Genomic DNA, 23,165 nt, shown 5'->3' on the forward strand with positions numbered 1-23,165 from the left:
ATATCGAGATGCGATATTTGGGTATAAAAAATTTTGGCTCAGCGGCGGCGCTTCATGTTGAGCACCGCCAGGCCGAGGAAGAGGACCCCAAAGCCGAGAAGAACTGCCACGTCACCCCGTATCTTATCAAGCCCCCAGCCGCGAATCATGACCGACCTGAGGGAATCCACCGCGTACGTCGGGGGGAGCAGATAGGAGAACGGCCGGAGGTACTTCGGTATGGCCTCCACCGGCCAGAAGATGCCCGACAGCAGAAACGTGGGGACGACTATCATCGGGACGAACTGGACCGCCTGCGCCTCGTTCCGGGCGAGGTTGGAGAGGAGTATCCCGAGGTTGACGCCGACGATTGCCAAGAGCGCTACGAGGGCGAAGGCCAAGAGGAGGCTCCCCTCAACGTTCACTCCGAAGCCGAAGACCGCTATGGCGAGCATTATCGCCGCCTGGATTGTCCCTATTACACCCGAAGCTATCGAGTAGCCAAGGACTACCTCCCCCTCACTCAATGGGCTCGCCAGGGCCCTATCGAGCGTTCCGAGGTTCCTCTCACCTATGAAGGACAGGATTGAGAGCACCGTCGAGATTAGGAACACCGCGAGCGACATGACCCCCGGCAGGAACGTGTCCATGAACTTGGCGTTCCTTCCGTACACGGCATTGTAGCTGACCCTGACCGGCAGTCTGAGGCCGTTTTCCTCGAGGGTCCTCATGAGCGCACCGTTGATGCCCGAAACGACGGCGTCGGCTATGTAGGTGTTGCTCCTGTCGAGGTAGACCCTGATTTCCCCGGGATTTTCCGGGAAGTAGATGACGGCCCAGCACTTCCCCTCTCTCAGCTCTTTCAAGGCGTCCCCCAGGGTTTCCGCCCTCGAAACAGAGAACGTGCTCGCGTTGAGGTTCCCAATGAACTCGGAACCGAAGCTTCCGTCGTCGTTGACGACGACCACCTTAACGTCGTGGACGTGGCCGCCGAAGGCCAGGCCGAAGAGCACCATGAGGACAATCGGCGTGATTAGGGCGTAGCTCAGGAGCCTCTTATCGTGCCTCAGCTCCAGCAGGCTCCTCCTTGCCACGGCCAAAACCCTTCCCGAGTTCATCCTTTCACCCCCGTGAGCTTTAGAACGGCCTCTTCGAGCGTTGCCGAGCCCGTCTCCTCCATAATCTCCTCAGGAGTCGCCGTGACGAGGACCCTTCCGGCAATCACAATCGCAACGCGGTCGCAGTTCACGGCCTCGTCCATGTAGTGCGTCGTTATAAGGATTGAAGCACCCTCGTCTGTCAGCTCGCGGAAGTACCTCCAGAAGCTTGCCCTCAGCCCTGGGTCAACCCCCACGGTGGGTTCATCGAGGATTAGGAACTCGGGTTCGTGCACCAGCGCGCAGGCGAGGGAGGCCCTCCTCTGCATCCCGCCGCTGAGCTCTGCGACAAGCCTCTCCCGAAACTTCTCAAGCCCCACGAACCTCAGCACCTCCTCCTTCTTCCTCTCGAACTCCTCTCGGGGGATGTCGTAGAGGCGGGAGTAGAACCACAGGTTCTCCTCGATGGTGAGGTTCAGGTAGAGGGCCAGCTCCTGCGGCATGTAGCCGACCCTGGCCAAAACTTCTTTGTCCGGCATTTTCCTGCCTAAAAGTTCGATTTCGCCGGAATCCGGCTTCAGAAGCCCGACTATTGTCTTTATCGTTGTCGTCTTTCCTGCCCCGTTCGGCCCGATGAGACCGAATATCTCTCCCCGTTCAACCTCGAAGGAGAGCCCCCTGACGGCCTCAAAGTCCCCGTAGCTCTTCCTGAGCTCCTTAACAACGAGGGCGGGCATCGCCACCACCGGGTTCACCTCCGGGAAAAGGGATATAAGGATGTTGTAACTGAAAGAGTTACAAATTTTAAAGGGTGGTCCCATGGAGGAGCTCGTTGAGAGGCTGATGAGGCTTGGTCTGAAGGAGTACGAGGCGAGGGTCTATGCGGCCCTCGTCATCACCGGGCCCGCGAAGGCGAGCGAGATAGCCAAAGAGAGCGGCGTCCCGAGGCCCAGGGTCTACGACGTCCTGAAGAGGCTCCACGAGAGGGGCTTCGTTGAGGTCAGCGAGGGCAGTCCGGCGTACTTCAGGGCGGTTGAGCCCGAGAAGGTGATAGCGTCGCTCAGGGACGACTACATTCGCTCAGCGGAGGAGGCGATAATAATGCTCAAGAGCCGCCAGAGGGACAGGCAGGAGGAGTGGCTCCCCGTGTGGTACCTCCAGGGTGAGTGGAGCGTTAGGAGCCGCGCCGAGGAGCTCGCTGAAGAAACCAAAGAAGAGTTCGTGGCGACGTTTATGGAACCTGCCCTCGTCCTGAAGTTCAGGAGGGCCTTTGAGAGGGCGAAGGAGAGAGGAATAACTCCAAAAATCCTCATACTCACGAGGAAGGCCTTCCGTGAGAGCAGACTTGAGGAACTGGGAGATGTTTACTACCTCCCCCTCTCAAAGGTCCTCGAAGGTGAGCCGAGGGACTTCATGGAGGCAGTTGCAAGGGCCCTCTTCTCCACAGGGGAGCGCTACGTCGTGAAAGGCCTCTTCGTCAGGGACTCCCGGGAGTCTCTCCTCGTCTACGAGGAAGGCGGAATCAAGGGCATCCTCGTGAAAATACCCTTCATCCCCGTAATCCAGAGGGAGGTCGTGGAGTACTACCTCAGGAAGCTGGACGGCTATTCAAGCACGTGCCTTTCAAGGACGTAGCAGTGGAACGTTCCCTCGAAGACCTTCTCGTTTTTCTCGTTGAAAACCTCGGCTTTGACAATCTTTTTACGCCCAAGGTCTTCGATTACCTCGGCCTTAGCTATCAGCCTTTCACCGGCCTTAACGGGCTTGAGGAACTTAACCTCGGCCTTTCCGAGGACGACGGTCGGCTCGTTCACGGCGAGCATAGCCGCGTAGTCTGCCAGTCCAAAGGTAAAGCCGCCGTGAACGAGGCCGTACTCATCAACCGCCATCTCCTCAGTGGTTAAAAGCTCGACCTCGGCTTTCCCGGGCTCGATTTTCAGCGGCCTTCCGACGAGTCTCCCAGAGGTAAGCCTGTGCGTCCTCTGCTCCATTTCCCACACCAAAAGTTTATCTATCCCCTCGGCATAAAAAGCTTGATGCCTATGCACCCGCTGGAGGAGGCAGTCCAGGTCAAGGGCTCAACCGAGTTCACGAGGAGCGAGCTGGTCGGAATCCTGAGCTTTCGCCTGCGGCGCTTTTCGGTTAGTGAGGCAAAGGAGCTGATAGAGGAGTGGATTAAGGAAGGTCTCCTGGAGGAGCGCGAGGGAAAGCTCCACGCGAGGATTGAGGCCCTTGAAGAGGCCGAGAAGCCTGAAAACCTGCTCGGGGAGATGGTTGTTCATATAGCGAGGACCCTCGGGTGGAGCGAGCTTGAGGTGATGGAGGGGATAAAGGCACTGCGCGAGCGCTACGGCGACCTGGACGAGCGGATTTTAGCTTACCTCTTCGGCCTTGAGAAGGGCGTTGACATGTCGAAGTTCAGGGACAGGATTGACGTCTGATTAACCCTTATTAACCTCCACCCCGATTCTGTAATTGGTGAAGCCCATGCCCGAGGAGGCCCTCATCGTCGTGGACATGCAGAGGGATTTCATGCCCGGCGGAGCGTTGCCGGTTCCCGAGGGCGACAAGATAATTCCGAAGGTCAACGAGTACATCAGGAAGTTCGGGGAGAAGGGAGCGCTGATAGTGGCGACGCGCGACTGGCACCCGGAAAACCACATCAGCTTCAAGGAACAGGGCGGGCCGTGGCCGAAGCACTGCGTTCAGGGAACCGAGGGGGCGGAGTTCGTTGTCGAGCTACCCGAGGACGCGGTGATAATCTCCAAGGCCACCGAACCGGACAAGGAAGCCTACTCCGGCTTCGAGGGAACGAACCTGGCAGAGATACTCAGAGAGAAGGGCGTTAAGAGGGTTTACGTCTGCGGTGTCGCGACGGAGTACTGCGTCAGGGCAACGGCATTAGACGCCGTGAAGCACGGCTTCGAGGTCTATCTCCTGAGCGACGCGGTAAAGGGCATCAACCTGAAGGACGAGAAGAAAGCTCTTGAGGAGCTTGAGAAGGCTGGCGTGAAGATTCTGTGAGCCTTTTCCATTCTTTTAGTAGGACGAGGAGCAGGTTTAAAACGATTGGCCCTATTATAAGGCCCTTCAGCCCCATCGCCCAGGTTCCTCCAATCATTCCTATGAACACGAGGGTCTCGTCGAGCTCCGTGTCTCTCGCCACGAGCATGGGCCTTATCGTGTAGTCGGGCATTGGGGAGACGAGGAAGAAGCCGTAGAGAGCTATTCCGAGGGCGTGTAGATAAGCGCCTTTGACCGCAAAGTATATCGCCGCCGCGAGCCAAATCATCCAGCCCTCGAAGAGGGGGACGAAGGAAAAGGCGAACGTCAGGAAACCGGCGACTATGGCCGTGTAGAGGTCTGAAACGCGGAAGATTATGAAGCCGAGTGTCATCAGGATTCCCTTGGCCACGTTGAGGAGGAGCCATGCCCTAACGAGGGCGGAGAGGGTTTTGTTCACGCTCCGCAAGATTTCTTCGCCGAGTTCGCGGTTCTTCTCGGGCAGGAGGGCGTATATCTGGGCCCGGATTTCCTCCCCGTAGGCGAGGGCGTAGTAGTAGGTGAAGAAGAAGACGAAGAGCTGGAGGAGGTAGGAAGGCAGGGAGAACGCCTGCCTTGAGAGGTAATCGGCTATCTTGGGGACGGCCTGGTCCTGGAAGTGCTGGAGGAAGTTGAGGACATCCGGAGGAAGAGGAAGGGTCAGGAGCCAGTTGAAGACGTTCACGATGCCCTCGTAGAATGACATGAGGACCTGAACCGAGACGAGGAGGAGTTCCAGCGTCAGTGCTCCGCCAAAGACGAGCATTGAAAGGCTTATCACGAGGGCGGAGCGCTTCCTTCCGAGCCGCACGGAGAGCCTGCGCTGAAGTGGATATGAGGCGTAGGCCAGAACGAACCCGAAGAATATGGGCGTCACGAGTGGATTGACTACCCTCCAGGTTACGTAGAGGATTATTGCTACGACCGCGCCCCATACGAGTTCCTCGGCCTTCATCCCAAGGGTTTATTAGCCCCGACTATAAAAACCCGCCGGTGGTCGTATGGAGGAGGCGCTGGTTGAGAGGTTCAGCTCATACCTTGAGAGAGGCGAGAGGCTGATGAACGAGGGCAGATACGGTGAGGCTTTTGAGGCCCTTCTCGACGCCCTAAAAACGCTCGGCGCGCTGGTGGTTTACAGGGAAACCGGAATGCTCGTTCCGGCCGAGAGGCTCGGAGGTTTCCTCGGAAAATGGCCTGAGCTCGAGGAGGCCCTGAGAAAGTATTCCTCCCTCACGGGAAGTGAGGAAACGGCAAGAGCTTTAAGGGAGGAGCTGGAAGAACTGAAGGGGATGATGAGTTTGCCGAGTTCCGAGCGGTGACGAGACTCAGCCCCTGACCCAGAGGGAGCCTATACCTCCGCTACACTGGGAGGCAGTGTTCGCGAGAACTCTGGCAAAGCCCCTGCCCGCCCTAAGCTGGACGAGAACGTGACCCAGTCTCGTAAGGAAGAGCAGCTCAATCTTTCCAGAGCGGAAGCGAACCTTTGGAGAACCCCTCAAGTAGAGCGCTCCGTGCTTTTCCCTGCCCCACAGGGAGCTTATCTCTATTGATTTTCCGGAGAAGAAGAGTGAGAGCCTTATCTCCCCCGGAGTTACGGGCTCGCCCTCAAGGTAAACCCTGCCCTTGGTCGTCCCAAGGTACAGGGAGTTTGATAAGCTGTCAACGTACTTTCCCAAAGCTTCATAAACTGTCCTCTCCATCGGTCTCACCATACGTATTTGAACTTGAGAGTATATCGGTAATTGGTCGTTAACGGTGGTTGCCATGAGGATTGTTTCAGCCGACACGGGTGGAGCCCTACTAACGGAGGACTACGAGCCGATAGGACTCATTGCAACGGCGGCGGTGCTGGTTGAGAAGCCCTACAGAACCGCGACGCTCAGCAGGGTTCGCTACGCGGACCCCTTCGACTACGACATGAGCGGAAGGCAGGCCATCAGGGACGAGGCGTTCCTCGCGGTGGAGCTTGCAAGGGAGGTCAAACCGGACGTTATCCATCTCGACTCGACAATCGGCGGGATAGAGGTGAGAAAGCTCGACGAGCCGACCATTGATGCCTTAACGATAACCGACCGCGGAAAGGAGGTATGGAAAGACCTCGCGAAGGACCTCCAGCCGCTGGCGAAGAAGTTCTGGGAGGAGACGGGGATAGAGATAATCGCCATCGGCAAGTCGAGCGTCCCGGTTAGAATAGCGGAAATCTACGCTGGCTTGTACACGGCGAAGTGGGCCATCGAGTACGCGAGGAAGGAAAGGAAAGCCATCGTCGGCCTCCCGCGCTACATGAAAGTCGAGATAAGGCCCGGAAAAATCTACGGAGAAAGCCTCGACCCGCGCGAGGGCGGTCTCTTCGGGGAAATTGAAGCAGAAACAGAGGGAATCAGCTGGGAGCTGTATCCAAACCCGCTCGTGAGGCGCTTCATGGTTCTTGAGGTTTGGAGGGAGTGAGGGGGTTAAGCCCCCTTCTCCAGTTCGCTCGGGAACTTTATGGCGTCGAAGGGGCACGTCTGGTTGCAGACGCCGCAGCCCGTACAGAGCAGGCTGTCTATGCGCACCTTGTTGGTCTCCGGGTCGTAGACGAGCGCCGGACAGCCGGTCAGGAGTATGCACGCCTTACAGCCGGTGCACTTGTCCTCGACGACGAGCGGTATCTCACCTATCTCACCGCGCCTTATTACCGGAATGACGCACTCGCGCTTCGCTATTATGACGGCCGGCCCTTCCACATTCATGGCCTCCTTTATAGCCTCCCTCGTGGCCTTGAGGTCGTATGGGTCGACGGTCTTGACGTACTTGACGCCAAGCGCCTTGACCAGGGCCTCGATGTCAATCTCGTTGAACTTCCTGCCGGTTTCACTTCCACCGGTTCCCGGATGAGGCTGGTGGCCGGTCATTGCAGTCGTCCTGTTGTCGAGTATCATCACCAGAACGTTCAGGTTCTTGTAGACGGCATCAACGAGGGGCTGAATTCCGTTGTGGAAGAACGTTGAGTCACCGATTGTCGCGATTATCTTCTTGTCCATTACCACGCTCTGGCCATTCGCTAAACTAATGCTCGCGCCCATGACGTATTCAGTCCAGATGGCCTCGAGCGGTGGGAGGAGTGATAGGGCATAACAGCCTATGTCGCCGTGTATCGGGACAGAATAGCGACCGAGCTTGAGGTCTCTGAGGGCATCTAAAGCGGCCCTATAGCTTCCCCTGTGCGGACAGCCGGGGCACATTACCGGCGGTCTCTTCGGGGCGAGGCTTTCGGCGAGCTTTACCTCCTCCGGCTTCTCGTAGGTTTCCTCGCTTTCACCGATTAGCCTGAGGAGGGCGTTTCTGACGAGGCTCGGGGTTAGTTCGCCCTCAAGGGGCAGATGGCCGGTTCTCTTGCCGTATATCGGAACGTTCAAGCCGGCCTCGTAAGCGGCTATCTTGACTTCCTCCTCGAGGAACGGCGCGCCGTCCTCGATTACAATCGCGAAATCAACGGTTTTGAGGAAATCAACGACGAGCTTCCTCGGGAGCGGGTGGGGCGTTGAGAGCTTGAGAACCTTGAAGTCCTCCCCGATTTTCGGAAGAACCTCCTTCACGTAGTTGTAGGGCGCGCCCTCGACGATTATTCCGATTCTACCGTCCCCCTCGACCCAGTTGAAGGGCATCGAGTTGAACTCCTCCTCAATCTTCGCCAGGGTCTCGTTGAGCCATTTATGCCTCTTCCTGTTGCCTTCCATGCTCGCGCGCACGTAGCGCTCGATGTCCTTCTTGAAGACGGGCTTTCTATCGAGCTCGATGAACTCGCCGACCTCCACGTCGGCGGTTGTGTGGTTAACCCTAGTCGTTGTCCTGAAGATGACGGGGACCTTATAGCGCTCGCTCAGCTCGTAGGCGTACTTAATCAGGTCGTGGGCCTCCTGCGGGTCAGTAGGTTCAAGGACGGGGAGGAGCGAGAGCTTTCCATAATAGCGGTCGTCCTGCTCCGTTTGAGAGGTATGCGGTCCCGGGTCGTCCGCCACGAGGATTACGAGACCGCCTTCAACACCGGAGTAAGCGAGGCTCATAAGTGGGTCCGCCGCCACGTTCAAACCGACGCACTTCATGGTCACGAGCGCCCTCAAGCCCGTGTAGGCAACTCCAGCGGCTTCCTCAAGGGCGACCTTCTCGTTGGGCGCCCACTCGGCAAAAACTTCAGGCTTGAGCCTCGCTATCGTCTCAATGACCTCGGTTGAAGGCGTTCCGGGGTAGCCTGTGGCGAAAACGACACCGCTCTCAAGGGCGCCGTAGGCTATCGCCTCGTTTCCCATGAGAAGCTTCTTCTCTCGCCTCTCACCTTTCACCTCGGCCGAATCAGAAGGGTAAGCCTTAACCGCCTCCATGTCACCACCGTAGTGGATTGACGCAGGAGGTTAAAACTCTGCCTTCACCAGCCAGGCAGGGATTTCGAAAGATTTTCGAACCAAGGCTTATATACCGTGACGTAGAGGAAGATTCATGAAGGTCAAAGAACTTCTCGAGCTTTTGGAGGAAACGATAGGCCACCTCAGGATAGCTCTCGTGACAAACCAGCAAAGGATTTTTGAGAGCCCATACACGAGCTACGAGTTCGCCCAGAGGGCCGTCGAGATTCAGGAGGATTTGAAGGACCTGGAAAAGCTCAGGGCAGAGCTTGAGAAACTCGACCCTGAGAGCGACGTCGAGGAGCATTACCCGAGGGAAGAAGTTGAGAGACTCCTGAAGACCCTCGAACTCCTCAGGGAGAGCGAGAGCCACGTTTACTGAAGGCCTCTTGGAGGGCTTTCCTCTCTTCCCCGTCCAGCCGGTTCTTCACCCACCGCTCCTTCAAACTTAAGTTCTCGTCCTCTAAATCGAGGACGGCCTTTCTAACTCCTCCCCTCGGGTTTTTGCTGTCGCCCCTCCAGCGCGGAATGACGTGGAGGTGCAGGTGGGGGACGGTTTGACCGGCTTCCTTTCCGAGGTTCATGCCGACGTTGAAGGCGTCCGGCTTCAGCGTCTCCCGTAGGACTTCCATCGCAAGCTCCATGCCCCGTATCAGGGCGAGCTTTTCTTCTCTCGTCAAATCTTCCCAGCGCTCGACATGTCTCCTTGGAACGACGAGGAGGTGTCCCCTGCTGGCCGGGTAAGCGTCGAGCAGGATTCTTGTTAGGCTATCCTCGTAGAGGAGCTGTTCCCTCGGCGGTCTGCAGAAGGGGCACTCCATCGGCAACACCAAAGGCTTAAAATCCTCCCGCCTAAAAAAGCTCCCGGTGGTGGCATGGAGGAGTCGCTTGAATCGCTCCAGAAACTCCACAAAAAATTCCTCTCGGTTGGACTGCTGTTGCTCCTGCTCGGCTTTGCGTTGCTGATATTCAAGCCCATCGGAAAGGCGTCCCTCTACATCGGTCTCGTCGTCTTCGCGCTGGCTTTCATACCGCTCGAGATGGCGAAGAGAACCGCGAGGAAGATGGCGATTATAGCCTTCCGGGGAGGATAGAAAAGCTTAATAGAAAACCCGGCAACTATCGAAAAGGAGTGAGAAACAGGGGTGATGTAGAATGGCGTTTGTACCACCGCAGGCCGGCTACGACCGGGCGATAACCGTTTTCAGCCCGGACGGAAGGCTGTTTCAGGTAAACTACGCGAGGGAAGCTGTAAAAAGAGGCGCAACGGCTGTAGGAGTTAAGTGGAAGGACGGAGTCGTTTTGGCCGTTGAGAAGAGAATCACGAGCAGGCTCATTGAGCCGAGGAGCTACGAGAAGATTTTCCAGATTGACGACCACATAGCGGCCGCTCCGAGTGGTATCATCGCTGACGCAAGGGTTCTCGTTGACAGGGCCAGGCTGGAGGCCCAGATTTACCGCCTCACCTACGGCGAACCCGTTCCGCTCACCGTTCTGGTGAAGAAAATCTGCGACCTCAAGCAGGCCCACACCCAGTACGGCGGTGTGAGGCCCTTCGGTGCCGCTTTGCTCATGGCGGGCGTTAACGAGAAGCCCGAGCTCTACGAGACCGACCCGAGCGGTGCCTACTTCGAGTGGAAGGCGGTAGCGATAGGAAGCGGAAGGAACGTGGCGATGGCCATCTTCGAAGAGCACTACGACGAGAACCTCGACAGGGACGGTGCCATAAAGCTTGCAATACTCGCCCTGTCCAAGACCCTCGAAGAGCCAACCGCCGACTCGATAGAGGTGGCCTACATAACCACCGAGGACAAGCGCTGGAAGAAGCTCCCAAGGGAAGAGCTTGAGAAGTACCTCAACGAGGTCCTGGAGGAGATTAAAGAGGAAGAGGTTGAGGAGAAGGCCGAGGACTATTCAGAACTCGACCAGAACTACTGAGGTGACGGGCGATGCCCATTAGCGTTGACAAAGCGGTAATCGCCCGTCTGAAGACGCACGGCGAGACCTTCGAGATACTCGTTGACCCCTACCTCGCGAGGGACTTCAAGGAGGGCAAGGAGGTTCCCATAGAGGAAATCCTCGCAACTCCTTACGTTTTCAAGGACGCCCACAAGGGCGACAAGGCGAGCGAGCACGAGATGGAGAAAATCTTCGGAACCAGCGACCCCTATGAGGTGGCCAAAATAATCCTCCAGAAGGGCGAGGTCCAGCTCACCGCGGAGCAGAGGAGGCAGATGCTCGAGGAGAAGAAGCGCTACATAGCGACGATAATCCACAGACACGCGGTTGACCCGAGGACCGGCTATCCTCACCCCGTTGACAGAATCCTGAAGGCAATGGAAGAGGCCGGAGTCCACGTTGACCTTTTCAAGGACGCGGAGGCGCAGGTTCCGAAGGTCATCAAGGCGATTAGACCTTTGCTCCCGATAAAGCTCGAGGTCAAGGTCATAGCGGTGAAGATACCGAGCGACTACGTTGGAAGAGCCTACGGTGAGGTTAGAAAGTTCGGAACGATAAAGCGCGAGGAGTGGGCCAGCGACGGCTCGTGGATGTTCCTCATCGAGATTCCCGGAGGAATCGAGGAGGAGTTTTATGAGAAGCTCAACGCCCTGACGAAGGGCACCGCTCTTACTAAACTTGTAGAGAGGAAGGGACTATGAGGCGGATTTTTGTAAAACCAAGGGAACTGGTGGTCCCGGGCACTTTGCTGGCCCAGGGACCGTTTAAGAACGGAAGGGGAACCTTCAGGGAAGGCAACAGGATTTACTCAACGGTGATAGGACTCGTCGAGATAAGGGGAGACCTCATAAGGGTCATTCCGCTTGAAGGGCCCTACATTCCAGAGGTCGGGGACAACGTCCTCGGAAAGATAGTGGACGTCAAGTTCTCCAACTGGACCGTTGACATAGGGGCACCGTACCAGGCCAATTTACGCGTTCAGGACGCTGTTGAGGAGCGCATAGACCTGCTCAAGACCGACCTGAGGAAGATTTACGACATAGGCGACATAATCTACGCCAAGGTGAAGGCCTTCAACGAGATAAACCAGATTGACCTCACAACGAAGGGAATGCCCTTCAAGGGTGGCCCGCTCAGGGGAGGACAGCTCGTCACGATAACGCCTTCCAAGGTGCCGAGGCTCATCGGCAAGGGCGGTTCGATGATTAACATGATTAAGAAGCTCACCAGAACGAGAATCATAGTGGGCCAGAACGGCTGGGTCTGGGTGAGCGGAAAGAACGACGAGCTCGAGAAGCTCGCGATAGAGGCGATACTCAAGGTCGACCGCGAGAGCCACACGCAGGGACTGACCGACAGGGTCAAGGAGTACCTGCTTTCGAGGCTCAGGGAGCTCAAGGAGCAGGGAGTTATTGAGGAAATCCCCCAGCTTGAGGAAAAGGAAGGTGAGAAAGATGATGGGCAGGCCTGAGGGTTTAAAGCTCATCGACGAGAACGGTAGAAGGGTTGACGGCAGGAAGAAGTACGAGCTTAGGCCCATTAAAATGGAAGTTGGAATCCTCAAGAACGCCGACGGCTCGGCCTACGTCGAGTGGGGCAAGAACAAGATAATGGCCGCTGTCTACGGCCCAAGGGAGATTCATCCCAAGCACCTCCAGAGGCCGGACAGGGCAATTCTGCGCGTCCGCTACAACATGGCGCCATTCAGCGTTGAGGAAAGGAAAAAGCCCGGACCGGACAGGAGAAGCGTCGAGATAAGCAAGGTCATAAGGGGCGCGCTTGAGCCGGCCCTAATCCTCGAGATGTTTCCGAGAACGGCGATAGACGTTTTCATAGAGGTCCTCCAGGCCGACGCAGGAACGAGGGTTGCCGGAATAACCGCGGCCTCGCTTGCCCTCGCGGACGCCGGAATACCAATGAGGGACCTCGTTGCCGCGTGCGCCGCCGGAAAGATTGACGGCGAGATAGTCCTCGACCTCAACAAGGACGAGGACAACTACGGTGAGGCGGACGTTCCCGTTGCAATAATGCCCCTCAAGAACGACATAACGCTCCTTCAGATGGACGGCTACCTGACGAGGGAGGAGTTCGTCGAGGCAGTGAAGCTCGCGATAAAGGGAGCCAAGGCGGTTTACCAGAAGCAGAGGGAGGCCCTCAAAGAAAAATACCTCCGCATAGCGCAGGAGGTGGCGGGCAATGAGTGAGATGGAAGTCATGGCCAGCATAATGCGCGACCACATCATAAACCTCCTCAGGGAGGGCAAGAGGATTGACGGTCGCTCCTTTGAGGACTACCGCGACCTCGAGGTCAAGGTCAACGTCATAGAGAAGGCCGAAGGTTCTGCATGGGTCAGGCTCGGTAACACGCAGGTCCTCGTCGGAATAAAGGTTGACCTCGGCGAGCCGTTCCCGGATTTGCCGGAGAAGGGAGTCATGACGACCAACGTCGAGCTCGTTCCCCTTGCCTCGCCGACCTTCGAGCCCGGTCCTCCGGACGAGAACGCCATCGAGCTTGCCCGTGTTGTGGACAGGGGAATAAGGGAGAGCGGGGCCGTTGAGCTCGAGAAGCTCGTCATCGTTCCCGGCAAGCTCGTCAGGGTTATCTTCATCGACGTTCACGTCCTCGACCACGACGGCAACCTGCTCGACGCGAGCGGAATAGGCGCCATAGCGGCCCTGATGAGCACCAAGATTCCGAAGATTGAGTACGACGAGGAGAGCGGAGAGGTAAAGATACTCGACGAGTACGAGCCCCTGCCGGTTAAGAGCGTCCCGATACCGGTCACCTTCGCGAAAATCGGCAGCACGATGGTAGTAGACCCGAACCTCGACGAGGAGCGCGTCATGGACGGCAGGATTACGATAACCACCGACGAGAACGGCCACATCTCGGCCGCCCAAAAGGGCGAGGGAGGAAGCTTTAAGCTCGAGGAAGTCATGTACGCCGTCGACACGGCCTTCAAGAAGGCCGAGGAACTTAGAAAAATCGTCCTCGAGGCCGTTGAGAAGGCCTGACCCTTTCCCTCTTTTCGGTGATAAACATGGACGTGATGAACATCATCGCCGCAATAATATTCGCGGGCTTCGCCGTTAGGACCCTTTACCTTCTCCTACGGGAAGAGAGAAAGAAAGATTTACTCCTTACAACCGCCATGTGGGGACTGGCCCTCTTGGTTTGGGGGCTGTACATAGCCAACGACAAGGGGTGGAGGACGTCTAATCTCCTAGTTATTGTGTCCGGAATGGTTGCCTTTGCACTCTCTCTTCTCGGGCTCTTCGAGCTCCGCGGGGAAAACCCCAAGGAGTTTGGGAAAGAGCTATAAAGGAAAAGGCATAAAACTAAACGGCTTTACGATTAACCGGGGGGAACCCTCATGGGATTGTTCGACAGCCTCAAAAAGAAAGAAAGCAAGCCTAAAATGAAGCCTCCCGCGAGCGTTAAGAAGGAAGTTGCTCCCAGGCATGACATCGATGTCGTACCGATTGAGGAGGATGTTCTTGCTAAGGAGCTCGTCAAGCCCCAGGTTCGCTACTTGAAGAAGATAACCGTGACCAGCTACTCCGACCTAGAGAGAATTTCCAACGAGCTCCACGAGGGTAACATCGTTATAGTTGACCTGACACCGCTTGAAAAGAGACCGGATGTCCTAGAAAAGGTCGCGGAGCAGCTCAAGGGTATGGTTGGAGCGCTCGGAGGGCAGGCGGCCAAGATATGCAAGACCGAGGTTAAGCTTATCCTCCTGCCGAACGACATAAAGATTGTCAAGTGAGGCTTTCCTTTTTCAAACCTCGTCTTTATAAACACCACCTCGGTTCTCTTCTCGGTGATGCTCATGAGTAAGGAGGAAAAGAGGAGTGAAAGGGTGAAGGTTGACCCCGAGCTCGGTGAGGTTCAGGTCGTAAGCCTCGGTGACTGTCCCATCTGCGGTGGAAAGGGAACGCTCAAGGCCATTCAGCACATCCACGAGATTCCCTACTTCGGCAAGGTCATGGAGAGCACGATAATCTGTGAGAAGTGTGGTTATAGAAACGCTGACGTCATGATACTCGAAGACAGGCCACCGAAGCTTTACACGGTTAAGGTCGAGAACGAGAAAGATTTATTCACGCGCGTCGTCAGGAGCAAGAGCGGGACGATAGAGCTGGAGGAGATAGGCGTCAAGATTGAACCTGGGCCGGCATCTGAAGGCTTCATCACGAACGTTGAGGGCGTTCTTGAGAGGGTTCGCGAAACCCTGCTAATGGCGAGGGAGTTCAGGAAGCAGGAGGGCGACGAGGAAGCGGTAAAGAAGGCCGACGAGATACTCCAGTACATCGAGGACGTCAAGGAAGGGAAGAAACCTCTGACGGTGAGGATAGCTGACCCTCTGGGCAACAGCGCGCTCATAGGCGAGAAGGTCAGGAGCAGGCTCCTAACCGAGGAGGAAATCCAGAAGCTGAGCCTCGGGCCGTACCAGATAGTCAACCCGGAGGAGCTTGAGGGGCAAGAAGAAGCCGGGGAAGGCGGTAAAAACCCAGAAGAAACCAAAAAAGAGGGGAAAGAGCTCAGTGAGAAATGAGGACGAAGACCTTGTCCTCGATTCCATTTACCTCCACGTTTCTTCCGTCGAAGTTTAGCTCAGCTTCCCCGTTCGCGAGTTTCTTATAGTCATCCATGCTTACCGCGATGACGCTGAAGACGTCGTCGCCGTTCACGTAGTTGGAGTATTCAAGTATGAAGGGCATTCCGAAGGCCATGTCGCCGGCGACGCCCTTGGTGACGTCGCTCACGTCGAGCGAACCGCCGTTGTCAACGATTTGAATGAAAACGTAGGGCCTGCCCACCTTCGCGACGTCCTCGTCGGCCATGTAAACGTTGCCAGTTATAACGTCAACGTCATCGCTGTCCGGGTTGAAGGTCATGTGCCTGCCGTTGGGCTCGGCCACCATGAGTGTGTACTCACCGAGGTTGTCCGCGCTCTTGGACATCTCCACTGCATTTTCGATGTCGCCACCCAGGTCGGTGTCGTCAACCACGCCAAAATAGTCGCGCGATTTGACTACGAGGTAGTCATCGTCGGTTTCAAGGTAATAGAACGTCTTGAGGGGTTCGTCGTCGCTGTATGAGTAGTCAATGTTGATGTAGTAGCCGTCTGAGTAGTCGATTTTAACGACGTAGCCGTCGTCGGTTTCGAGAACATTATAGGAGTCCTCTGGAACGACCACGACCGCATCGGTGCTCCCGGTTTCGCTCGTTATGACATCGATGAAGGGCTCGTCAACGTCCGATACAACGACCCTCATCGTGTCGAACTTGAGTGTGACCGGCAGGTCGGCGTTGAGCTTGACGTCTTCGGTAGTCTCGGTCGGAGTTTTCTCGGAACTTTTCTCTGAGAAGGTATCGGTCGCGGACGGCGTTGAACTGCTCGTCCCGGAGCTCATACACCCGCTTCCCGCGAGAACGAGTCCCACGAGAAGAAACGCCAGAACGTATCTAATCCCAAACTTCATTCAGAACACATCCACTTTGCTGGTAGTCAAGAACTGGGGGAGAGGAGCTTAAAAAGGTTTGCAGGCGCGTTAGGAAGCCCTAAAATCGTCAGGGGTAGAAGTAGTCCCTCGCGAGCAGGTCCTCAATCAGGGCCCTGACCCACGGCTTCCTCGTCTTCCTTGAGAGGTGGATTATGCCCTCGACGTGGATTCCGTAGCGCTCCTTCATCTCCTCCCTGCTCATGGGTTCCTTGAAGAGAAACGGCCTCTCGATGGTGAAGACGTAGCCGTAGTCCTTGATGTAGTTGGCCAGCCAGTTCTTCCCGTTCTCGCCGTGGACAAGAGTTAAACCGCTCGTATCCTTCGCCATCTCCCAGAGGGTCTCAAGGTCGGCCTTTATCACCTCACCAACCTCGAAGCCTCCAGCTATTGTTCCCCTCTGGGTTAGCGTCTGCTCCTCGTGAAGGTTGAGCCTCCTCAGCGTGTCCCTCAGCTCGTAGGGGTTTCCCCGCGCTATGTAGAGGAACACCAGGTCACCCTCGTCGAAGGCCTTCCTCTTCCTGACCTCGACCGTTTTGAGGCCCCTGAATATCAGCTCGGCGTAAACCTGGTGGAGCGCTATGACGTGCTCCATGCTTTCACCGATTTCTAAGCTTGTAAAGGAAGAATATAACTATAATTTGTAGTTATATTTTTCTGTCAAAATCCTCGCCCAGGGACACTCTTCTACAAGTTTCCGGAGAATCGAACGTATTTCATAACTTGGTGTTTTATACTCTAGTTCACCATTATCTTTTTCTATAACTTCATCAATGCGACTCTTTGTCCAACTAAACCATTTAATATTAGAAGTGTCATCTTTAGAACAACGATTACTTAGCTCTTTTTTTAAAGTAGCATATACTAACTCCGCGTTTCCGCCACTCGTACTTATCGGTGCACTCAACATAGCTTCGGACGGTAAGTCTGCTACTATAACGTACATATTGCCTGTTTCGTCCTTGCCTCCAATGAGAAGAAATACTGCCGCACTTTTTAGCATAGGGCCTTTGTATCCCCAGAATCCACAAATAGAATTACAGTTCCAACTCATTTATGCATCACCTATTAAATTAGTGGAGTACATACTTAAAAATATTTGGATGGATTAAATAAATAATCAAGCTCTCTAACCTTCTCAAGTTCAAATGAAGCCTTCACGAGGTCGCTCACAACCCCGCTCGCCGTCTCCTTCAGCCCGGCGCCGGCCCCTTTAATGAAAAGCTCTCCCAGAAGGTCGCTCTCTATTAACGCCACGTTCTCGTTGCTCGAAACCGCGAGCGGGCCTGAAACCTCTTCCGGGGCGACCCTAACGTCCTTTTCCTCGATTGTCGCGACGAGCCTAATCCTCTTCCCCTTTGCAAGAGCCCTCTTAACCTCGTCAACCGTAACCTCCGCGATGCCCTTGACGGCAATCTCGTCGAAGGTAATTGGCTTAAAGGCAACGCAGTGGAGTATAGTCGCCTTGTAGCCGGCGTCAATTCCGAGGACGTCTCCGCTCGGGTCCCTCTCGGCTATGCCAAGCTCCTGCGCCTGCTTTACCGCCTTCTCGAAGTCAATCCCCTGCTCCATCCTTGAGAGTATGAATGTGGTAGTCGCGTTCAGGACGGCCTTTATTCTCCTTACCGAGTCGCCGAGCATGTTCTCGCGGAGGAGCCCGATGATTGGCGTCCCGGCCATAACCGTAGCCTCGAAGAGGTACGGCAGGCCTCTCCGCTCGGCTTCACCAGTAAGCTCCGCGTAGTGGAACGCCAGTGGTGGCTTGTTGCTCGTAACGACGGCCTTTCCGTCCCTCAGCGCCTCAAGGTGCCATTCGTGGGCGTTTCTATCGTTGGTCACGTCAATCACAACATCGGCCTCAATCTCCCTCACAGCCTCGGCCGGCGAGAAGTTATAAACCTCGTAGTCGTTGGTCCATTTACTGAGCTTTCCAAAGTTCTCCTTGACGAGCAGAGCCTCCCTCAGGTCAATTCCCTCTGGAAGCCAAATCATCCCGCTCGTGTCTGAAATGCTGACGACCCTGAAGGATAAACCGTACCTCTCCCGGAAGAAGCGCTCCTTCTCAATCAGAACCCGCGCAACGGCTCTGCCAACGTTGCCGAAGCCGAAGAGCCCAACCTTCACCTCCATCCCATCACCGGAATAGAAAAGGGGGAAGGGCTTAAATCACTTGTTGAGGATTACCTTGATTATGTCCATGTCCCTAACTATGCCGACGAGCTCTCCTTCCCCTTTGATGACTGGCAACTGTTCTATGTGATACTCAACCATCTTCTGGGCGACCTCGTAGACGCTCATGTGAGGCGTTGCCACGACGACGTTGGGGTTCATTATATCCTCAACGGGCTTCTTTGGAAGCTGGAGCTCGGCCTTCTCAAAGAGAAGCGTCGGATTGCTCTCAAGAATCCAGTCCTCCTCGCTTGAGGCCGAAAGGGCCGTCTGCTTCATGACCCTGACTACCTCACTGTCCTTGAGCAGGTCGGTCTCATCAACCATTCCTATTAGGTTTCCGTCGTCATCTATAACCGGAATCGCCATCGCGTTGCACAGGAGTAAAGCCTTCAAGGCCGCCTTGAGGGGGGTCCCACGCCACACCGCACTGACGTACTTCTGATAGTATGGCTCAATCGTTATGTCCTTTAGCTTCTCGTTCTTGGCCAGGTAGCGCCTAACGATGTCGCCTACCGTCAGGATTCCTATTGGCTTCTCCTCGTCATCAACGACAACGACGCGCCGGTAGTCAGTGTCGAGCATTCTCCTAACTGCCTTTTTGAGGTCGTCGTTGGCCTTGACAATTGGAACGTCCCGCTTCACGAGCATTGCCAACTGGTCCTCGTCCGGATTTATGAGGACGTTCTTGATGCTGATTATCCCGACGAGCTTGCCTTCCCTGTTAACGACCGGAAACGAGCGAACGTTGTATTTTCTGAAGAGCTCGAGGGCGTACTCCCTTGTCGCCGGCAACTGAATTACCACTGGGTCCTTTGTCATCAGGGTCTTTACCCTCATGTTCTACCACCGCTTAACCTAAGACGGTGCCCCCCTATTTAAGGTTTTAGAAAAGAAAATGGACGGAACGTCAGCCGAGGAGCGCGAGGAAAACACCCGCGACAACGGCGGTTCCAATAACACCGGCGACGTTCGGACCCATTGCGTGCATGAGGATGAAGTTGCCCGGGTCCTCCTCACTGGCCAGTCTCTGCACGACGCGCGCGCTCATAGGCACCGCCGAAACTCCCGCAGCGCCTATCATCGGGTTTATCTTGCCACCTGAGAGCTTGCTCATGAGCTTTCCGAAGAGCACTCCTCCAGCGGTTGCGCTGGCGAAGGCGACGATGCCGAGTCCCAGTATCTCCAGGGTCTGGGGCGTGAGGAAGCTCTGGGCCCTCATGGTTGAGCCGACACCGAGCCCGAGGAATATCGTCACGATGTTCATGAGTTCCTCCTGTGCAGCCTTGGTGAGCCTTGGAACGACGCCGCTCTCGCGGAAGAGGTTGCCCATCATGAGCATTCCTATCAGCGGCGCCGCGCTGGGAACGAGCAGGCCGATGACTATCATCGTGACTATCGGGAAGAGGATTTTCTCGCGCTTTGAAACGGGTCTCAACTGCTCCATCCTTATGCGCCTCTCCTCGGGGGTGGTGAGGGCCTTTATGATGGGCGGCTGAATCAATGGGACGAGGCTCATGTAACTGTAGGCTGCTACCGCGGTCGCGGCGAGTATCTGGGGCGCGAGCTTTGTGGTGAGGTATATCGTCGTCGGCCCGTCCGCGCCGCCGATTATTCCTATTGAAGCGGCCTCATGGATGTTGAAGCCCAGCGCGAGAGCGGTAAGCATGGCAACGAAGACGCCAACCTGCGCCGCCGCGCCGAGGAGAGCGGTCTTTGGGTCAGCTATGAGCGGCCCGAAGTCGGTCATCGCCCCTAGGCCGAAGAATATGAGGAGCGGCACTATCTCCGTCTTGATGAGGTAGTGGTAGATTATGTCGAAAAGGCCGGGGTGGGAGCAGAGAGGCCCCGTGGTCGGGCAGTTTGCTATGCCGTTGAGGGGGAGGTTGACGAGAACTGCCGTGATGCCTATCGGGAGCAGAAGCAGCGGCTCCATCTTGTAGCGTATCGCGAGGTAGACGAGCGTCAGGCCCACTGCAATCATGATGAGGTTTCCTACCGTGAGGTGAAGCAGGCCCATTGTGCTCAGGAAGTCCACGAAGCTCGTCATGGCAATCACCCGAGTTCTATGAGTGGGTCGCCGGTGTTTACGGTGTCGCCTTCCTTCACGTAGATTTTCTTTACAATCCCGTCTTTCGGAGCGGGGATTTCGTTCTCCATCTTCATAGCCTCAAGCACAACCAAACCCTGACCAGTCCTAACCTCCTGCCCCTCACTCACGAGAACCCTCAAAATCTTCCCAGGCATCGGAGCAGTAACAGTATTCGGCGAAGCACTCGCAGGAGCAGGCGAAGGAGCCGGGGCACTAACCGGAGCAGGAGCAGGGATTGATGCGGGGGCTGGGGCAGAAACCGCCGAGGGAGTGCTGGCAGTTTCGGGAACGCTTGGGAGCGCTATTCCCAGCCCTTCGGCCTTGACCTCGTAGCTCTTGCCCTCGAATCTGACCTTGAACTTCCCGCCGGCGAGCTCTTCAACCTCAACCTCGTACTCCCTTCCATCGATGATGACCTTAACCTTCATCTTCACCACTTCCTCATCTCGTAGTTGAAGTTCTCAACCTCATCCATACCACTCTGTAAACCGTAGAGGCGCCACGCATCGGAAACTTTCCTCTTAAAGGGCAATGGCCTGGCAACCTCGGCCTTCTTCGCGAGGTAGGCGAGGATTGAGGCAGTGATGATGGCCAAATCCCTCGGGGGAATTTCTTCAGTTTTCTCGACAACCTCAGGCTTCTCCTCAGTCTCCTCAGCGGCCTTTTCCTCGGCCTTCTTGGCCCTTCCAGTCATACCGCGCTCGAAGGCGCCTATGGCGTAGAGGATGATGGCCAAAATGGTGAGTATGGCGAAGACAACGGTGATTCCTATGACGGTAATCCATCCGCCTTCGGTGAGCTGGCTCATGCTTTCACCTCACAGCGGTATGTTGCCGTGCTTCTTCGGCGGGAGCTTGACGCGCTTGCTCTCGAGGGCCTCAAGCGCCATAATCACCTTGCCCCTCGTTTCAGCAGGGTCGATGACGTCGTCGATGTAACCTCTGGCCGCTGCTACGTACGGGTTGGCGAACTTCTCGCGGTACTCGGCTATCTTCTGCCCTCTAACTTCCTCCGGGTTCTCGGCCGCTGCGATTTCTTTCCTGAATATGATGTTCGCCGCTCCCTCAGGGCCCATGACAGCTATCTCCGCTGTCGGCCAGGCGAAGACGAAGTCGGCCCCGAGGTGCTTGCTTCCCATCGCGAGGTAAGCCCCACCGTAGGCCTTTCTGAGGATAACGGTCACCATCGGAACCGTCGCCTCGGCGTAGGCGTAGAGAACCTTCGCGCCGTGCCTGATTATTCCCCTGCTTTCCTGGTCAACGCCGGGCAGGTAACCGGGGACGTCCACGAGCGTGACTATCGGGATGTTGAAGGCGTCGCAGGTTCTAACAAACCTGGCAATCTTGTCCGAGCTGTCTATGTCGAGAACTCCAGCGAAGTACTTGGGATTGTTGGCGATGATTCCAACGGTCTGGCCGTTCATCCTTCCAAAGCCGACGACGGCGTTCGGGGCGAAGTAGGGGAGTATCTCAAGGAAGTCGGGGTTACCGTTCTCGTCGCGGTCAACTATCTCATAGATGACCTCCCTGACGTCGTAGGGCTTGTTCGGGTCGTCCGGGACAATCTCATAGAGCCTCTCGCTCTTCCTGAAGGGTAAATCGCTCGTCTTGACCTTTGGAGGCTTCTCCATGTTGTTGGACGGCAGGTAGCCAACGAGGCGCCTTATCAAAGCCAGAACTTCCTCGTCGCTCTTGCCTATGAGGTGGGCCTGACCGGCCCTCTGCGCGTGAACCATCGCTCCGCCGAGCTGAACTGGAGTAACCTCAACGCCGGTAACCGCTTTGACGACCTGAGGCCCGGTGATGAACATGAAGCTCGCCGGGTTGTCCACCATGAGAATGAAGTCTCCGATAGCAGGGCTGTAAACGGCTCCGCCGGCACAGGGACCCATTATCGCGGTAATCTGCGGAACCACACCGCTGAGAATCGTGTTCATCTTGAAAATCTCGCCGTAGCCCTTGAGCGCGTCAACACCCTCCTGAATCCTCGCTCCTCCTGAGTCGTTGAGGCCTATGACAGGGGCACCGGCTTCAAGGGCCAGCTCCATGACGCGCTTTATCTTCATCGCGTGCATCTCACCGAGCGAACCGCCCATGACGGTGAAGTCCTGCGCGTAGACGAAAACGAGCCTGCCATCGATGGTTCCGTAGCCAGTAACGACGCCGTCCGCGGGCAGTTCCTTCTTGTCGAGGCCGAACTCAGTCCCCCTGTGCTTGACGAACATGCCGATTTCCACGAAGCTTCCGGGGTCAAGGAGCTTCTCAATCCTCTCGCGGGCGGTGAGCTTGCCCTTGGCGTGCTGTTTCTCGACGGCCTTCTCCCCGCCCATGGCGAGAATCTTTTCCCTCCTCTCGTAAAGCTCGTTGAGCTTCTCCTCCATGCCCATGAGAGTAACCCCCTTGATTTCTTGGGGGTTGTAGTTTGTAAAGTTTAAAAGGGTTTTTGAGGAGCGAAATTCATCCAAGAGTGGATAATTTGTCCAATGGCTGGGAAAAAAGAAGGAAGACCTCAGAGGTGCTGGATTGGCGTTTCGGCACCACAGGCCTCACACTTGAGGAAGTGGAAGCGTCCACGCTTGATAATCTTGGTATCTGGACTTCCACAGACCGGACAGATGACGTACTCCTTGAGGTACTTCTTCATCTTGTTGGCTATTAAGTACGGAGTGAAGCGTCCCTGGAGGATTACGCGCCTGCCCTCGAGCGTTCCTGCCGTTGCAACCTCGCGTAGGATGAACTTCAGGAGATGGTTCGGGTCGCGATTCATGGCCTCGGCAATGTCAACGAAGTTCTCGATTATCGTCCTGTTACCGGCTATTGTAACGACCGCCGGCGGAACCTCGAAACGGGACTTGTGGGACTTCACGTTCTCGGGCAACTCCTCGTAAGCCTTATCGAGGAGCTTCTCGAAGTCGTAAAAGTCAATGCTCTCGCTCAT

Annotated in this window: 32 protein-coding genes; 15 read left to right on the plus strand and 17 right to left on the minus strand. The window is 56.0% G+C overall.

What is annotated here, in order from left to right; genetic code table 11:
• Window positions 1–38: 38 nt before the first annotated feature.
• Entirely contained in the window at window positions 39–1,097 is a 1,059-nt protein-coding gene (locus tag ACYQ04_RS08620) for an ABC transporter permease (protein WP_460128843.1), read from the minus strand.
• Window positions 1,094–1,813 (minus strand): ABC transporter ATP-binding protein, encoded by a 720-nt coding sequence (locus ACYQ04_RS08625; protein ID WP_460130099.1) that lies wholly within the window; start codon window positions 1,811–1,813, stop codon window positions 1,094–1,096. The genes ACYQ04_RS08620 and ACYQ04_RS08625 overlap by 4 nt, the downstream gene beginning before the upstream one ends.
• Window positions 1,814–1,895: 82 nt before the next feature.
• On the opposite strand from ACYQ04_RS08625, the gene ACYQ04_RS08630 reads away from it, so the two are divergent.
• Window positions 1,896–2,711: a TrmB family transcriptional regulator gene (locus ACYQ04_RS08630; RefSeq protein WP_460128845.1), complete on the plus strand. Its 816-nt coding sequence runs from the start codon at window positions 1,896–1,898 to the stop codon at window positions 2,709–2,711.
• Here the strand turns inward: ACYQ04_RS08630 and ACYQ04_RS08635 are convergent.
• Entirely contained in the window at window positions 2,681–3,067 is a 387-nt protein-coding gene (locus tag ACYQ04_RS08635; protein WP_460130100.1) for a PaaI family thioesterase, read from the minus strand. The two genes, ACYQ04_RS08630 and ACYQ04_RS08635, sit on opposite strands and share 31 nt — an antisense overlap.
• Before the next feature lie 51 nt (window positions 3,068–3,118).
• Between ACYQ04_RS08635 and ACYQ04_RS08640 the strand changes: the two genes are divergently transcribed.
• Both ACYQ04_RS08640 and ACYQ04_RS08645 read left to right on the plus strand, forming a co-directional pair.
• Entirely contained in the window at window positions 3,119–3,517 is a 399-nt protein-coding gene (locus tag ACYQ04_RS08640; protein ID WP_460130101.1) for a DUF2240 family protein, read from the plus strand.
• Between the two features lie 46 nt (window positions 3,518–3,563).
• Window positions 3,564–4,100: a nicotinamidase gene (locus ACYQ04_RS08645; RefSeq protein ID WP_460130102.1), complete on the plus strand. Its 537-nt coding sequence runs from the start codon at window positions 3,564–3,566 to the stop codon at window positions 4,098–4,100.
• On the opposite strand, the gene ACYQ04_RS08650 is transcribed toward ACYQ04_RS08645, so the two are convergent.
• Entirely contained in the window at window positions 4,036–5,073 is a 1,038-nt protein-coding gene (locus ACYQ04_RS08650; protein WP_460128847.1) for an AI-2E family transporter, read from the minus strand. The genes ACYQ04_RS08645 and ACYQ04_RS08650 overlap by 65 nt on opposite strands.
• Before the next feature lie 46 nt (window positions 5,074–5,119).
• Here ACYQ04_RS08650 and ACYQ04_RS08655 point away from each other — a divergent pair, with 46 nt between their 5' ends.
• Window positions 5,120–5,437 carry a hypothetical protein gene (locus tag ACYQ04_RS08655; RefSeq protein WP_460128849.1) on the plus strand — a complete coding sequence of 106 codons (318 nt, stop codon included), beginning with the start codon at window positions 5,120–5,122 and terminating at the stop codon, window positions 5,435–5,437.
• Window positions 5,438–5,443: 6 nt separating this feature from the next.
• Here the strand turns inward: ACYQ04_RS08655 and ACYQ04_RS08660 are convergent, their stop codons facing one another.
• Window positions 5,444–5,818, minus strand: coding sequence for a hypothetical protein (locus ACYQ04_RS08660; RefSeq protein WP_460128851.1), 375 nt, complete (start codon window positions 5,816–5,818; stop codon window positions 5,444–5,446).
• Window positions 5,819–5,882: 64 nt separating this feature from the next.
• Here ACYQ04_RS08660 and ACYQ04_RS08665 point away from each other — a divergent pair, with 64 nt between their 5' ends.
• Entirely contained in the window at window positions 5,883–6,566 is a 684-nt protein-coding gene (locus tag ACYQ04_RS08665; protein WP_460128853.1) for a DUF4152 family protein, read from the plus strand.
• Between the two features lie 5 nt (window positions 6,567–6,571).
• Here ACYQ04_RS08665 and iorA read toward each other — a convergent pair whose 3' ends face one another.
• Window positions 6,572–8,479, minus strand: coding sequence for an indolepyruvate ferredoxin oxidoreductase subunit alpha (gene iorA / locus ACYQ04_RS08670; protein WP_460128855.1), 1,908 nt, complete (start codon window positions 8,477–8,479; stop codon window positions 6,572–6,574).
• Between the two features lie 115 nt (window positions 8,480–8,594).
• On the opposite strand from iorA, the gene ACYQ04_RS08675 reads away from it, so the two are divergent.
• Window positions 8,595–8,882 carry a hypothetical protein gene (locus tag ACYQ04_RS08675; RefSeq protein WP_460128857.1) on the plus strand — a complete coding sequence of 96 codons (288 nt, stop codon included), beginning with the start codon at window positions 8,595–8,597 and terminating at the stop codon, window positions 8,880–8,882.
• On the opposite strand, the gene ACYQ04_RS08680 is transcribed toward ACYQ04_RS08675, so the two are convergent.
• Entirely contained in the window at window positions 8,854–9,321 is a 468-nt protein-coding gene (locus tag ACYQ04_RS08680; RefSeq protein WP_460130104.1) for an HIT family protein, read from the minus strand. The genes ACYQ04_RS08675 and ACYQ04_RS08680 overlap by 29 nt on opposite strands.
• A gap of 54 nt (window positions 9,322–9,375) precedes the next feature.
• On the opposite strand from ACYQ04_RS08680, the gene ACYQ04_RS08685 reads away from it, so the two are divergent.
• From ACYQ04_RS08685 to ACYQ04_RS08725, 9 genes are all read left to right on the plus strand, one after another.
• Window positions 9,376–9,594 carry a hypothetical protein gene (locus tag ACYQ04_RS08685; protein ID WP_460128859.1) on the plus strand — a complete coding sequence of 73 codons (219 nt, stop codon included), beginning with the start codon at window positions 9,376–9,378 and terminating at the stop codon, window positions 9,592–9,594.
• A gap of 61 nt (window positions 9,595–9,655) precedes the next feature.
• Complete coding sequence (gene psmA / locus ACYQ04_RS08690) at window positions 9,656–10,438, plus strand: archaeal proteasome endopeptidase complex subunit alpha (RefSeq protein ID WP_099209775.1); 783 nt, start codon at window positions 9,656–9,658, stop codon at window positions 10,436–10,438.
• A gap of 11 nt (window positions 10,439–10,449) precedes the next feature.
• A complete protein-coding gene (locus ACYQ04_RS08695; protein WP_460128861.1) occupies window positions 10,450–11,160 on the plus strand; it encodes a ribosome assembly factor SBDS in 711 nt (236 codons plus the stop codon).
• Window positions 11,157–11,930 (plus strand): exosome complex RNA-binding protein Rrp4, encoded by a 774-nt coding sequence (gene rrp4 / locus ACYQ04_RS08700; RefSeq protein ID WP_460128863.1) that lies wholly within the window; start codon window positions 11,157–11,159, stop codon window positions 11,928–11,930. The genes ACYQ04_RS08695 and rrp4 overlap by 4 nt, the downstream gene beginning before the upstream one ends.
• Window positions 11,914–12,663, plus strand: a complete 750-nt coding sequence (gene rrp41 / locus ACYQ04_RS08705; protein WP_167915255.1) for an exosome complex exonuclease Rrp41 — start codon at window positions 11,914–11,916, stop codon at window positions 12,661–12,663. The genes rrp4 and rrp41 overlap by 17 nt, the downstream gene beginning before the upstream one ends.
• Entirely contained in the window at window positions 12,656–13,474 is an 819-nt protein-coding gene (gene rrp42 / locus ACYQ04_RS08710) for an exosome complex protein Rrp42 (protein WP_460128866.1), read from the plus strand. The genes rrp41 and rrp42 overlap by 8 nt, the downstream gene beginning before the upstream one ends.
• Before the next feature lie 26 nt (window positions 13,475–13,500).
• The gene (locus tag ACYQ04_RS08715; RefSeq protein WP_460128868.1) at window positions 13,501–13,782 is read left to right on the plus strand and encodes a hypothetical protein; all 282 of its coding nucleotides are present in this window, start codon (window positions 13,501–13,503) and stop codon (window positions 13,780–13,782) included.
• A 51-nt stretch (window positions 13,783–13,833) separates the two neighbouring features.
• Entirely contained in the window at window positions 13,834–14,229 is a 396-nt protein-coding gene (locus ACYQ04_RS08720; RefSeq protein WP_099209770.1) for a cell division protein SepF, read from the plus strand.
• 57 nt (window positions 14,230–14,286) lie between these two features.
• On the plus strand, window positions 14,287–15,018 hold the full coding sequence (locus ACYQ04_RS08725) for a ZPR1 zinc finger domain-containing protein (protein ID WP_460128870.1): 732 nt from the start codon (window positions 14,287–14,289) through the stop codon (window positions 15,016–15,018).
• Here the strand turns inward: ACYQ04_RS08725 and ACYQ04_RS08730 are convergent.
• From ACYQ04_RS08730 to ACYQ04_RS08775, 10 genes are all read right to left on the minus strand, one after another.
• The gene (locus ACYQ04_RS08730) at window positions 15,005–15,949 is read right to left on the minus strand and encodes a hypothetical protein (protein WP_460128872.1); all 945 of its coding nucleotides are present in this window, start codon (window positions 15,947–15,949) and stop codon (window positions 15,005–15,007) included. The genes ACYQ04_RS08725 and ACYQ04_RS08730 overlap by 14 nt on opposite strands.
• 88 nt (window positions 15,950–16,037) lie before the next feature.
• A complete protein-coding gene (locus ACYQ04_RS08735) occupies window positions 16,038–16,562 on the minus strand; it encodes an ASCH domain-containing protein (protein ID WP_167728798.1) in 525 nt (174 codons plus the stop codon).
• Between the two features lie 39 nt (window positions 16,563–16,601).
• Complete coding sequence (locus ACYQ04_RS08740; protein ID WP_460128875.1) at window positions 16,602–17,021, minus strand: hypothetical protein; 420 nt, start codon at window positions 17,019–17,021, stop codon at window positions 16,602–16,604.
• 35 nt (window positions 17,022–17,056) lie between these two features.
• Window positions 17,057–18,097 (minus strand): homoserine dehydrogenase, encoded by a 1,041-nt coding sequence (locus ACYQ04_RS08745; protein WP_460128877.1) that lies wholly within the window; start codon window positions 18,095–18,097, stop codon window positions 17,057–17,059.
• Window positions 18,098–18,133: 36 nt separating this feature from the next.
• On the minus strand, window positions 18,134–18,976 hold the full coding sequence (hhpR, locus tag ACYQ04_RS08750; protein WP_460128879.1) for a CBS domain-containing high hydrostatic pressure regulator HhpR: 843 nt from the start codon (window positions 18,974–18,976) through the stop codon (window positions 18,134–18,136).
• Window positions 18,977–19,046: 70 nt separating this feature from the next.
• Entirely contained in the window at window positions 19,047–20,186 is a 1,140-nt protein-coding gene (locus tag ACYQ04_RS08755; RefSeq protein ID WP_460128881.1) for a sodium ion-translocating decarboxylase subunit beta, read from the minus strand.
• A 5-nt stretch (window positions 20,187–20,191) separates the two neighbouring features.
• A complete protein-coding gene (locus tag ACYQ04_RS08760) occupies window positions 20,192–20,656 on the minus strand; it encodes an acetyl-CoA carboxylase biotin carboxyl carrier protein subunit (RefSeq protein WP_460130106.1) in 465 nt (154 codons plus the stop codon).
• 2 nt (window positions 20,657–20,658) lie between these two features.
• On the minus strand, window positions 20,659–21,036 hold the full coding sequence (locus ACYQ04_RS08765) for an OadG family protein (RefSeq protein WP_460128883.1): 378 nt from the start codon (window positions 21,034–21,036) through the stop codon (window positions 20,659–20,661).
• Window positions 21,037–21,045: 9 nt separating this feature from the next.
• Complete coding sequence (locus tag ACYQ04_RS08770) at window positions 21,046–22,614, minus strand: carboxyl transferase domain-containing protein (protein WP_460128885.1); 1,569 nt, start codon at window positions 22,612–22,614, stop codon at window positions 21,046–21,048.
• 122 nt (window positions 22,615–22,736) lie between these two features.
• Window positions 22,737–23,165 (minus strand): translation initiation factor IF-2 subunit beta, encoded by a 429-nt coding sequence (locus ACYQ04_RS08775; RefSeq protein WP_042692655.1) that lies wholly within the window; start codon window positions 23,163–23,165, stop codon window positions 22,737–22,739.

This window comes from Thermococcus prieurii, from assembly GCF_054657655.1.